Origin of the sequence: Ornithinibacillus sp. FSL M8-0202, from assembly GCF_037975285.1 — a bacterium.
Lineage (GTDB): Bacteria > Bacillota > Bacilli > Bacillales > Amphibacillaceae > Ornithinibacillus > Ornithinibacillus massiliensis.
This window is the reverse complement of sequence record NZ_CP150248.1, coordinates 2,155,145-2,167,475: the sequence shown is the minus strand read 5'-3', so window position 1 is coordinate 2,167,475 and position 12,331 is coordinate 2,155,145. Positions and strand designations below refer to the sequence as shown.

Sequence of the window (12,331 nt, the reverse complement as noted above, 5' to 3'; positions counted from 1 at the left end):
ACTTCATTGGGTCACAATCTTTATATAGACCTATTTCCATTAACCATTAAGATTCATTCGTTAACCCATCATAAATTCGGTCCAAATTCCATTTCATCATAGCGTAGTAACTATCTCCCTCTTCGCCTTCTTCTGCTATAGAATCGGTGAAGACTTTGGAGAATATTTCAATTCCGGTTTCTTGAGATATAGTTTTCATAGGACGATCATCTACACTTGATTCGACAAACAAGGATTGCACTTCGGTATCCCGGAGCTTATCTACCAGATTTTTAATTTGATTTGGAGTCCCTTCTTCTTCCGTGTTTATTTCCCAAATATAGGCGGAAGGAATGTTATAGGCTTCTGAAAAATATTTAAAGCACCCTTCACTCGTTACAATCCATTTCTTATTTGCCGGAATAGAATCGAATTTACCTTTTGCTTCCTCATCTAATTCCTTTAATTTATCCACATAATTCGCTAAGTTCTCCTGATAGTATGCTTTATTCTCCGGATCCTTTTCTGATAATTGCTTTTCAATATTTTGTGCATAGATAATGCCATTTTCGAGGTTTAACCAAGCATGTGGATCTTCTTTTCCTGCTTCTTCTTTTCCTTCCAAATACAACGGTGCTACACCTTCACTAACAGCAAAGTAATCCTTATTTTCTTCTTTGTTAGCATTTTGCATGAGTTTCGTAAACCAAGCATTTCCACCTGTCTCCAGATTTAAACCGTTATAAAATACGATATCCGCATCAGTTGCTTTTACAATGTCATCTGGTAGTAGTTCATATTCATGTGGGTCTTTCCCTACCGGAACGATACTATGCAAGTTGACATTGTCACCTGCAATATTTTTCGTTATATCCCAAATAATCGAGTTGGTTGTCACGACATTCAATTTATCATTATCATAGGAGCTATTATCCGTTCCACATCCAGCTAATAACAATAGGCTTCCTACTACAATGGTTAGAAATATTGTAGCTTTTTTCGTTATATTCATGCTCTTACTACCTTCTTTCTAAAGACGTTTTGCTTTGGTGATAAGAAGAAGCTAACCGCAAATAGAATGGCGGAAGTGAGTACAATACAAGAACCAACAGCTATATTAAACGTATATCCAATTACTAGACCGATGATGGATGATGCACCTCCAAGAATAGAGGAGAGAATCATCATTGAGCTTAATCGGTTGGTAAACAAATAGGCTGTGGAAGCTGGTGTTATCAGCATAGCCACAATTAAAATAGTACCGACACTTTGCATCGCGGTAACGGACACCACGGTTAATAGAATCATTAATAAGTAGTGATAACGGTTGACGTTCATTCCAAATGCTTTTGCCATATTAGGATCAAAGGATGTAATCAGTAACGGCTTAAAGAAAATAACTAAAATAATAAGGACGATAAATAAAATCGAAACCGTAAGCCATTTATCAAAATCCTGTACCGCTAATACATTCCCAAAGAGAATATGGAAAAGGTCGGTTGAGCTATTAGCAATTCCAATTAATATAACCCCTAATGCCAGGAACGAGCTAAACGTTATTCCAATGGCGGCATCGTTTTTTATTTTACTGTTATTGGAGATATACGTAATTATAAAGGAAGCTAATAATCCTAGCGCGATTGCTCCAACTAGGTAGTTAACACCTAATAAGAAGGAAATCGCAACCCCAGGTAGTACGGCATGGGAGATAGCATCGCCCATTAGCGACATCCCTCTAAGAATGATGAAACACCCAACGGCACCTGCAACAATACCAATTGCGGTCGCTGTAACAAATGCATTCTGTAAGAAATGATAGTCAAAAAAGTCATGGATAAAGTTCCCTAGCATTATCCCTCACCGCCTTTCACTACAATGGAATCTCCATATGTTTTAATTAGATTATCCTCTACAAATACTTTTTTTGTATCTCCATAGGCAATTAATTGCTTATTCATTAGAATGAGCTGGTCAAAGTATTCCTTTACTTTCCCAAGATCATGGTGAACGATAAGAATCGTCTTTCCTTGGTTTCGAAATTCAACTAGCAAATCCATGATAATCTTTTCACTCACCGTATCAATTCCCACAAAGGGCTCATCAAGGAAAATCAAATCTGCTTCTTGTACTAATGTCCTAGCAATTAGAACGCGTTGGAATTGCCCACCAGACAAAGCCCCGATTTGTTTATTTTGATACTCGTGCATGTGTACCTTCTTCAAGGCATCCTCTACACGCTTCCAATCTTGTGCCGTAATTCGTTTAAATAACTTCCCTGAAGGATATAAGCCTAATGATACACATTCTCTAACCGTAATCGGAAATGTATAATCAATAGCGCTCTTCTGCTCTACATAAGCAACTTTTCTTTGCACATTTTTTAACATGGTTCCGTTATAATAGGTTTCCCCACTACTTGGTATTAATCGAAGAATTCCTTTTATAAGTGTTGATTTACCCGCTCCATTCGGACCAAGTATACCAACTATAGACGGCTTCTCTATTTGGAAGCTAACATTTTCCACTACATTGGTTCTGCCATCATAGCTAATGGAAAGGTCTTTTACTGCTAACATGTGTATCACCCCTGCTTTGTGTCATCATCTATTTACGAAAGAAGTCAATTCTCGAAAAGAACTAACTTATTTTGCACTCCCATCGAAAAATGTCCTTCATGTAAAAATGTTTCCCTCGGTAAACTTTATACTTAATATACTCCTTTCAGTTGGTTTTGTAAAGTAAATAATTTTATGGATTTCTTTCATAGAATGCGCTTGTTTCTAGGTTTTCAATACTAAAAGAGGAGGCTTTTTTCCAATATAAAATGTACCCATGAATAAATCTCATAGGTACATTTCAACCTTAAACATTTATAAACCAATCTAGTATTACAGTATTATTTCCCTAATCACGAAACACTACCTCTTAAACACCCGATCCCCATCATAACTATAAACCACAAGCTTATCATCCACATATGTCTCCATATACACCTTCCTTCCCCATAACTGGTATATATAAGGCAGGACATTTTCTAAATAATGTAGATCAAGCTCGGTACCTTCGTAGCCATGTACCAAATAAAGCTCGCCATTACGTAAATAGTCTCCATCCACTACACGAATGTACGGAAATCCACCATTCACGCGCATAGACACTAGTTGATCACGGATATTTTCATAATCCTTATCCGAGATGCGGTAGTAGGCACCTTGCTTTTCGAATAGATACAAGTCCTCTCGCTCCACTAATTCCTTTGTCAAATAGTTACGGATGAAGGAAATGTCGGATTCAATTTCCCGTACTTCGAAAATTTTTTCCCGACCTGAGCCTGGTTTTATTCCTCTTTCTTTCATCTCCTCTGTTGGGTTGTTGTAGCGTTCTTCGATGTCTTCAAATATTTTTAATCCTAAATAATATGGGTTGATTTGTTGTTTGGACGGCTGTACGACAGCAGAGTTTAGTTTAGCAAATTCGACGGTTTCATCGGATGTTAAGTCCAGTTCACGTAAGATGCGTTGGTGCCAGTAGGAAGCCCAGCCTTCATTCATGATTTTCGTCTCCAGCTGTGGCCAGAAATAAAGCATTTCCTCGCGCATCATCGTCAGAATATCGCGTTGCCAATCCTCTAATTCTCGGCTGTAATGCTCAATAAAGAGGAGCAAATCCTTTTCTGGCTTTGGCGGGAATTTCTTCCGCTTCTTCACACTTGGCTTCTCCTCTTCTTCTTTTTCTGTTTCATCTAATCCCCATAAATCATCATATGGGGAAGTGGCCTTCTTAATTGGGGACTCCTCCTCATCCCAAGCATACTCCGTAAGCTTAGGGCGCACGATGGAAGGGTCGATATGTTCTTGAATAGCAAGTACTGCATCTAAGAATTTCTCCACTTCATCTCTACCATGCAGAAGCTCATAGTGTGCAATACGTTCTGCGGTCGCTGTCATGCTTTCGACCATATCCCTTCTCGTATTGGAGAAACGAACATTATTTTTAAAGAAATCACAATGAGCTAGAACATGAGCAATGATTAATTTATTTTGAATCAGACTATTCGTATTTAATAAGAAGGCATAGCATGGATCTGAATTAATGACTAGCTCGTATATTTGGCTTAAGCCTAAATCATATTGTAGCTTCATCCGGTGGAATTGTTTTCCAAAGCTCCAATGGGAAAAGCGTGTTGGCATACCATAGGCACCAAACGTATAAATGATATCGGCTGGACATATTTCATAACGCATCGAATAAAAATCTAACCCAAACCCTTCTGCAATTTCTGTAATTTCCTCAATTGCTTTATGCAGCTCTTTTGCATCGGTCAATGATGATCCCTCCAAAATATGCTTTTTATAGTTTATGAGGGAGTAAAGGAATGATGAACCACATAAAGGAATAATGTGACACTTCATGTAGAAGAGATAGTAAGTTTTTCCACTTAAGGCTTAGCAATGAAAGGCTATAAATAAAGGATTCCTATACAAATTCGTTATTCTGACGGCACTTGAATTTCAATTCGCTCATTGTTACATCAATTATGACAACTTACGAAACCAGCTTAAATCGTAACAACTACTATTTACAAAACGTAACCGTTCCGATATAATCATTTCTGAACGATTTAAGGGAGAGTTGTCATTTGAAAAATATCTGGTTATTAACTAGTTTTATAGGATTACTATTACTATTAGCAGCATGCAACACGAATGATGAAAATGCATCATCAGCTGCTGGTGTTCAAAATACAGACGATACACTAACGATTTTCACTTCTATCTATCCATTAGAAGATTTTGCCAAAAAAATCGGTGGAGAGCATGTACAAGTAAATACCCTTATCCCACCAGGAGCAGACAGCCATACGTTTGAGCCTACCTCTAAGGATATCTTAGATATTGCCAAGGCAGATGCCTTTATCTTTAATGGACTTGGTATGGAGTCGTACGCGGAAAAAGTAAAGGAAACACTGAAGAACGAAGATGTGGTATTCGTGGAGGCAGCAGAAGGTATGGAAGCTATTCCACATGATCATGAGCATCATGGCGAAGAAGCAGATAGTCATGGTCACGACGGCGATGAGCACCAGGATTCAGAACACGATGATGGTCATCACCATGGGGATCAAGATCCACACGTATGGATTGACCCAAACCAGGCGATTGTTCTCGCTGAACATATTAAAAATACCCTCGTTGATCTTAAGCCTGAAGCACGTGAAGCGTTCGAGGAAAACTTTGAAACATTGAAACAAGACTTGGAAGCATTAGATGAGGAATTCCATCAATTAGTAGATTCCAAGGAAAATCCGGAGATGATTGTCTCACACGCTGCCTATGGATATTGGGAGAAAAGCTACGGCATTAAATCCATCCCAATTGCCGGTCTATCTTCTAGCCAAGAGCCGTCTCAAAGTGAATTAACAAAGCTAATTCAAGTAGCAAAAGAAAAAGATTTAAAATACGTTATCTTTGAACAAAATATAACCCCTAAAGTTGCAAAAGTTATTCAAGACGAGATTGGTGCGGAACCCCTGTATTTGCATAATATATCCACACTGACAGATGAAGATATCGCAAATGAAGAAGATTACTTCAGTTTAATGGAGCGAAACTTGGAAACATTAGATAAAGCACTACGATAACACTTCACATCTGAAACAGTACGTGAACAACTAAAATATACTACAAGAAAGCTTGGAAATGGGTGTGACCCTCATTCCAAGCTTTCTTCATCTTGCTATTGTATTTAACGTACCCGCTATACCGCACATTTATCCTTAAGCTTTTTCGTCTCTAGCTATTTTATTAGAAATTCGACTTGCCTATCTTGGTTTAATAAAAGGTACAAATTTTTAAAGTGACTTATCTTATCCTGATCCTTCATTTCAAAATTAACATCACTAATGCTTGCAGAATACTTACTGAAATCCTCATCACTTTCATGAAGGGTTAATTTTATTTCTAAATACTCATTTTCATTTTCAAATTGAAGGACAAGGAGATCATCCTGTAGTTCATACTTCCCGTCACCGTACCTATTACTTGTAAATCCATTTCCACCTTTAAATTCTATTGTCATAATAGAATCATATTTCATCGATCCACCCTCTAGTGGCATATATGGATGAGCAAGTCTGAAGGTTTGACCAGATAAATCACCGCTAGGTGTAGAGCCAAAAGGTAACATGCTTAACGCAAGTGGAACAAAAATAGCTAGGCAGGCAATAGCCGCTATATAAGGAAGAACTTTGGAAGTTATCTTTCTTTTCCTAGGAATAGGCTTCACCTTAGCCCATAATTCTTCTTTCAATCCCTCTGGCACTTTAATTGAATCCATCTCCTTGGTTATGTGTTCTTTTATGTTCTCTTCTTTTAGATTATGATTCAACACCATTATCACCTCCCAATTGATACTGATCATATAATTTCTGTTTTGCGCGATATATTCTTGATTTAACGGTTCCTAATTTAATCGAAAGTAGGCTTGCAATTTCTTTCTCTGTTAAATCTTCTATATATTTCAAAACCAATACTTGTTTTTGGTCTGGTGGAATAGCATCTAGATATTTTTCTAACTCATCTTTCTTATAGTTAAATTCATTTGAGATGGCGATATGTTCTTCTTTTAATTCATATGCTAGTTGTTTTTTATTTTTATTATAGATATCAATAGCCGTACGTGTTGCAATAGTAGTAATCCAAGCATTAAGTTTGGATTGCTGCTTCATTTTCCCCCAATTTTTAAATACCTTTATAAAGGTATCATGTGTCGCATCTTTGGCTAGCTCCTCATTTTTCAAGATATAAAAGGCAGTTTTATACACTTTCTCGAAATAGACTTCATATATTGCTGCTTCATTTAGCCCACTAATCCCAAACACCCCCTGTATATATACAGACCGTATAACACCTTGAAAAGTTCCTCTTTGACTAAAATTTTTAGGCTCTACATTGAATTACAATATAACAGGATTTTAACATACCTAATACACAACCAATTCCATTTTTAACAAAAAAATAGTGCTATCCCCAGGATGAGATAGCACTATATATTTCTCTATAAAATTAAAAATTTCCCACTACTATTGTTAACGATTATTAAGCCGTTACCATAACTTTACACATATTATTCGTAAATTCAACTGGATCCTCTACTGGTAGGCCTTCAATTAGTAGTGCTTGATTGAACAAAATGTTAGTGAATAAATCTAATCTTTCTTTATCCTTCTCAAATGCATCCTTTAATGTTTGGAATACTTCATGGTTTGGATTAATTTCTAGTACCTTTTCCGCTTTTACATGCTGGTTATTATCCGGCATCGCATTAATAACCTTTTCCATCTCAATTGAGATTTCCCCATCTGCAGTTAAGCATACTGGATGAGAACGTAAACGCTTGGATAGTCGAACTTCTTTTACCTTTCCAGCTAGCTTTTCCTTCATGTATTCGAAAAGCTCTTTGTTTTCCGTTGTTTCTTCTTCTGTTGTCTTATCGTCTTCTGAGTCAATGCCTAAGTCTTGGCTAGAAACGGATTTGAATTCTTTTTCCCCATAGCTCATAAGCATGCGGATAGCGAATTCATCAATTTCTTCTGTAAAGTATAGAATTTCATAGCCTTTATCCGCTACAAGCTCTGTTTGTGGAAGCTTGTCTATACGGTCAATCGAATCACCTGTTGCATAGTAAATATACTTTTGATCCTCTGGCATTCTGGATACATACTCTGCCAAGGTCACCAGCTTCTTCTCTTTAGAGGAGTAGAATAGCAAGAGATCTTTTAATGTATCTTTATTCGCTCCAAATTCGTTATACACACCAAATTTCAACTGACGACCAAATGCTTGGAAGAATTTCTCATATTTTTCTCGATCATCTCGTTGCAGATTAATCAGCTGTTGTTTAATCTTCTTATTAATATTTTTGGCAATCAGCTTTAATTGTCGATCATGCTGTAGCATTTCTCGGGAAATGTTTAGGGATAGGTCCTCTGAATCGACAAGTCCCTTTACAAAGCTAAAGTGGTCTGGAATCAAGTCTCCACACTTCTCCATAATTAGTACACCATTGGAATATAGCTCTAATCCCTTTTCATAATCCTGCGAGTAGTAATCAAATGGACGGTTCTCCGGAATAAAGAGAAGCGCATTATAACGAATCGTACCGTCGACACTTAAATGAATATGTTTTAATGGTTTATCAAAACCATATCGCTTCTCACGATAGAAGTTTTCATAATCCTCATCAGATAGCTCGCTTTTATTCTTTTTCCAGATTGGAACCATGCTGTTGATGGTTTCTTCCTCTTTATAGTCGATATATTCATCGCTATCGTCATCCTTCTTGCTTTTCGTTACTTCCATCTTAATAGGATAACGAATGAAATCGGAATACTTCTTCACGATTTCTTTCAGACGATATTCTTCTAAGTACTCATCATAATTCTCATCTTCCGTGTTTGCTTTTAGCTTTAATGTAATTTCTGTTCCAACTGAATCTTTTGACGCAGCTTCTATTGTATAACCATCTGTACCTTTGGATTCCCATTTGAACGCTTCGTCACTTCCTAATGCTCTACTTACTACTGTTACAACATCTGCAACCATAAACGCTGCATAGAATCCGACACCAAATTGTCCGATAATGTCATGACCATCTTTAATTTCATTTTCATTTTTAAAGCTTAAGGAACCACTTTTAGCAATAGTACCTAAGTTTTTCTCTAGCTCTTCTTGGGTCATCCCAATACCAGTGTCAGTAATGGTTAATGTTCTTGCCTCTTTATCCGCTTCAATCTTTATATAATAATCACTTTGATTAAAGGTTAAATTCTCATCGGTTAATGCTTTGTAGTAAATCTTATCGATTGCATCACTCGCATTTGAAATTAGCTCACGCAAGAATACCTCACGCTGTGAATAAATCGAGTTAATCATTAACTCTAATAATCGCTTGGATTCTGCTTTAAATTTCCTTTTCCCCACGCTCAACACTCCTTTATCATGATTCCATAGATTGGTTTAGATTATTTTTAGCACTCTATAGCCGAGAGTGCTAATCACTACCACATAAATACCATATTTTATGAAAAGGTGTCAATTGGTAAGGATAGATTTCGCATATTTCTATACGTTTCAGGAGAATTTATAAGCAGGAGGGATCGTTATGGAACATCAATTTTTATCTGTTGAAGCATTTAACGAGCTTATTCAACAGTGGAGCGGAAGACAAGTTAAAATAACGAAGCACGAAATGGACGATGTGGACCAAATCGTGCTTCATTTACAAAGTGTATCGTACGACCGTAATACGCGTAGAATAGATGATTATGTGCCAATACACAGTCTACAGTTACATGGGGAAGGTCAGATTCAAACATTAGCAACGATGAGTACACAGCCCCTTCCTTCTCCTTCTTACGAAATACCGCTACAGGACAGTGCCATGTATGAATTTGATGGGGAAAAATTTTTTATTACGACAGAGCGTGGGGTTTATAAGATAGAGTTGGCTTAAGTAGTAGGGGCTGATTTAACGGCCCTTTTTCTTTGTACAAAAAGCCCTCTTTCGTATGCTACGACAGGAATTCGCATGGCATGTTTATCCATCCGCTCAGATAAAATTCCATTACGTTAGGATATTCCTCACCTATCATGTGTAATATTTATACTATAGTTCAACCAAAGAATTGGCTGTTTAATTGACTCTTTTTGCTGTAAAAATAAAACGCTCTGGTGCATCTCCAATATAGCCAAAAGGATAACACGTGGTAACAGTTAATATTTCTTCGGGCGCAGTAGGCTTAATAACCGTAAGATCATCAGCATCAACAATTTTGGTATCCACAATCTCGTAGGTGAAATCGCCATATTGTAATTTAACAATAAACTGATCACCAATACCTATTTGATCAAATTTTTTAAATACCGTGTCACGATGTCCGGACAACACGATTTGATCATTTTGATTAGGTAAAGCAGTCCCTATATAGTGGCCAACACCTTTACGAAGCTGCTCACTATCTGTACCTTCTACTATTGGTAGCTCCTCATCGATTTTAGGCACCTCTAATATACCGATCGTATCCCCTATTTGAAATTCGGGGATATCAATCTCCTCCTCTTCTTGCGGTGGAGATTCGAAGATTAGCCCTTTAGCTTCTACCAATAATTTATCCTGCTGTTGGGCTGAATTCCATATATTAAATATAGAATATCCTGACAAGGAAACACCAGCTACAATTAATAATACAGTAACAAAGGAAAGTATCTTTTTTGCCATGCTATTTCACCCCTAACTTTCGCACGATTCTTACTACTCTTATCATACCTATTTTATTGGTAAATGTTAAGAGGAGTTAATTTATTTTACATTACCAAATCAAAACCACCAGTGTGAACTGGTGGTTTGCTCTGCGGCTTGAAGCCTCTTTTACCGGCCTTGGCCTTAAAGGCCCACTGAATGGTTTTCCCTTACGCACCACATCCACGCACTGATTCTAAAGAATCTCTTATATCTTTCTATTTTTTTCTCCTGTGAATGGATCAAACTCTTCGAATAACGTTAATTGATCTGATATATAATCTTCTCGGAGCTGATTCCTAATATATTCTTCTATTTACTTCTTATTTCGGCCCACTGTATCGACGTAGAAACCTCGACACCAGAATTTTCGATTGCCATATTTATATTTTAAATTTGCATGTCGGTCGAATATCATTAAACTGCTTTTTCCTTTTAAATATCCCATAAACTGAGATACACTCAGCTTTGGTGGGATACTTACTAACATATGGATATGATCTCGACATGCATTTGCCTCATGAATGGTTACACCTTTTCTCTCGCATAATTCTCTTATTATTTTTCCTATACTTTGTTTGTATTTTCCATATATAATTTGTCTTCTGTATTTTGGTGCAAACACGATGTGATACTTACAATTCCATGTTGTATGTGCTAAACTATTCTTGTCCTTCATTGGGACATGCCTCCTTCGTTTATTTGATGTAGTGGTCGGGAAACCAACTATATCTTATCACGAAGAGAGGCCTTTTTTAATTTTAATACCACGCTATAAGCTCTCCGGAACCCCCGGCATAGCCAGGGGTTTTCAAATGACACAAAAAAGCCCTCAAGATTGTTAAACCTTGAGGGATCCTATCATTTATACGGTTACTGCCTCTTGTTGGAAGAAGCTTTTCATTGCATGGTACACATCACGTTTTTCTTTTAAAATATAATGGCGAAATTTCTGGTTCTCAATGCTATTATAAGCTCGCATTAGAGTGGAGTGGCGATTATAAATATTAACCTCTGCATAACCGAACATATTGGACACATCCATAATTTCATTCACAAGCCGGATACATTTTGGATTGTCAGAGGTAATATTCTCACCGTCGGAAAAATGAAAAGGATAAATATTATAGCTCGAAGGATTATAGCGATCTTCAATCAATTCAAGGGCCTTCGTATAGGCGGAAGAACATATCGTTCCACCACTTTCCCCTTTTGTAAAAAATTCTTCTTCGGAAACTTCCTTTGCCTCTGTATGATGAGCAATAAAGGCGATATCAACTTGCTCATATTTGGTTTTAAGGAATCGGTTCATCCAGAAAAAGAAGCTTCTGGCCATATACTTCTCAAAAGACCCCATCGAGGCACTCGTATCCATCATTGCTAAAACAACTGCTTTGGACTCTTTTTTCACTTCTTCATTCCAAGTTTTGAATCGCAAGTCGTCATTATAGATTGGGGTAATACCAGGATTTCCTTCTCTAGCATTTCGTTTTAATGCGGTTAGAATGGTTCGTTTCTTATCAATATTTCCCATTAAACCTTTCTTTCGGATATCATTAAATTCTATCTTTTCGGTTACAATCTCAGCCTTTTCCTTCTCTTGCAAATTCGGTAGCTCTAACTCTTTAAATAGGGCCTCCTCTAGCTTCTCTAACGATACCTCAGCTTCATAGTAGTCACTTCCAGGCTGATCGCCTGCCTTCTTTCCATCGCCAGGACCTTGCTTTTGTTGTCCTTTCGCATTAGGATCTTTTGCTACTACATCTCCTACTTTACTATCTCCATCTCCTTGCCCTACATGCTTTGACTTATTGTAATTGTACCTGATTTTATACTCATCTAATGAACGAATCGGTATTTTGATTACATCTCGGCCATTGGACATCACGATTGCTTCTTCACTAATTAAATCGGGTAAATTATTCTTAATGGCTTCCTTAACTTTATCCATATGACGCTGTTGATCTTGAAAGCCTTTGCGATGGAGGGACCAGTTTTCCTCAGAGATGACAAAGTTATGTTTACCTTCCTGCACAACATCCCCTCCTATTCT

General features: G+C 37.2%; 11 protein-coding genes and 1 pseudogene. 2 read left to right on the top strand and 10 right to left on the bottom strand.

Translation table 11 applies throughout. The annotated features are described in order from the left end of the window. Positions 1–46: 46 nt before the first annotated feature. The 4 genes from MKY78_RS11295 to MKY78_RS11280 all read right to left on the bottom strand — a co-directional run bounded on the left by MKY78_RS11295 (position 47) and on the right by MKY78_RS11280 (position 4,304). Complete coding sequence (locus tag MKY78_RS11295; RefSeq protein WP_339212712.1) at positions 47–991, bottom strand: metal ABC transporter substrate-binding protein; 945 nt, start codon at positions 989–991, stop codon at positions 47–49. Then, entirely contained in the window at positions 988–1,830 is an 843-nt protein-coding gene (locus tag MKY78_RS11290) for a metal ABC transporter permease (protein ID WP_339212709.1), read from the bottom strand. Before MKY78_RS11290 ends, MKY78_RS11295 begins: the two co-directional genes overlap by 4 nt. Beyond that, on the bottom strand, positions 1,830–2,555 hold the full coding sequence (locus MKY78_RS11285; protein ID WP_339212707.1) for a metal ABC transporter ATP-binding protein: 726 nt from the start codon (positions 2,553–2,555) through the stop codon (positions 1,830–1,832). The genes MKY78_RS11290 and MKY78_RS11285 overlap by 1 nt, the downstream gene beginning before the upstream one ends. A 342-nt stretch (positions 2,556–2,897) precedes the next feature. Further along, entirely contained in the window at positions 2,898–4,304 is a 1,407-nt protein-coding gene (locus tag MKY78_RS11280) for a SpoVR family protein (protein WP_339212704.1), read from the bottom strand. A 314-nt stretch (positions 4,305–4,618) separates the two neighbouring features. Here MKY78_RS11280 and MKY78_RS11275 point away from each other — a divergent pair, with 314 nt between their 5' ends. Further along, entirely contained in the window at positions 4,619–5,620 is a 1,002-nt protein-coding gene (locus MKY78_RS11275; protein WP_339212702.1) for a zinc ABC transporter substrate-binding protein, read from the top strand. A 155-nt stretch (positions 5,621–5,775) separates the two neighbouring features. Here MKY78_RS11275 and MKY78_RS11270 read toward each other — a convergent pair whose 3' ends face one another. The 3 genes from MKY78_RS11270 to htpG form a co-directional block, all read right to left on the bottom strand. Next, positions 5,776–6,369 (bottom strand): hypothetical protein, encoded by a 594-nt coding sequence (locus MKY78_RS11270; RefSeq protein WP_339212701.1) that lies wholly within the window; start codon positions 6,367–6,369, stop codon positions 5,776–5,778. After that, complete coding sequence (locus tag MKY78_RS11265; RefSeq protein ID WP_339212698.1) at positions 6,356–6,859, bottom strand: RNA polymerase sigma factor; 504 nt, start codon at positions 6,857–6,859, stop codon at positions 6,356–6,358. Before MKY78_RS11265 ends, MKY78_RS11270 begins: the two co-directional genes overlap by 14 nt. Before the next feature lie 217 nt (positions 6,860–7,076). Then, on the bottom strand, positions 7,077–8,960 hold the full coding sequence (gene htpG / locus MKY78_RS11260) for a molecular chaperone HtpG (protein WP_339212695.1): 1,884 nt from the start codon (positions 8,958–8,960) through the stop codon (positions 7,077–7,079). Positions 8,961–9,141: 181 nt separating this feature from the next. Between htpG and MKY78_RS11255 the strand changes: the two genes are divergently transcribed. Beyond that, on the top strand, positions 9,142–9,492 hold the full coding sequence (locus MKY78_RS11255; protein ID WP_339212692.1) for a hypothetical protein: 351 nt from the start codon (positions 9,142–9,144) through the stop codon (positions 9,490–9,492). Between the two features lie 180 nt (positions 9,493–9,672). Here MKY78_RS11255 and MKY78_RS11250 read toward each other — a convergent pair whose 3' ends face one another. The 3 genes and pseudogenes from MKY78_RS11250 to yhbH form a co-directional block, all read right to left on the bottom strand. Continuing rightward, positions 9,673–10,257, bottom strand: a complete 585-nt coding sequence (locus MKY78_RS11250) for a class D sortase (protein WP_339212689.1) — start codon at positions 10,255–10,257, stop codon at positions 9,673–9,675. Positions 10,258–10,486: 229 nt separating this feature from the next. Continuing rightward, positions 10,487–10,957 (bottom strand): annotated as a pseudogene (gene tnpA, locus MKY78_RS11245) (IS200/IS605 family transposase). Between the two features lie 186 nt (positions 10,958–11,143). Then, the gene (yhbH, locus tag MKY78_RS11240; RefSeq protein ID WP_339212686.1) at positions 11,144–12,313 is read right to left on the bottom strand and encodes a sporulation protein YhbH; all 1,170 of its coding nucleotides are present in this window, start codon (positions 12,311–12,313) and stop codon (positions 11,144–11,146) included. Positions 12,314–12,331: the final 18 nt, after the last annotated feature.

Coding starts and splice junctions, on each gene's coding strand:
- MKY78_RS11295 (WP_339212712.1), bottom strand. CDS start 991: ATGAATATAACGAAAAAAGCTACAATATTTCTAACCATTGTAGTAGGA.
- MKY78_RS11290 (WP_339212709.1), bottom strand. CDS start 1,830: ATGCTAGGGAACTTTATCCATGACTTTTTTGACTATCATTTCTTACAG.
- MKY78_RS11285 (WP_339212707.1), bottom strand. CDS start 2,555: ATGTTAGCAGTAAAAGACCTTTCCATTAGCTATGATGGCAGAACCAAT.
- MKY78_RS11255 (WP_339212692.1), top strand. CDS start 9,142: ATGGAACATCAATTTTTATCTGTTGAAGCATTTAACGAGCTTATTCAA.
- MKY78_RS11250 (WP_339212689.1), bottom strand. CDS start 10,257: ATGGCAAAAAAGATACTTTCCTTTGTTACTGTATTATTAATTGTAGCT.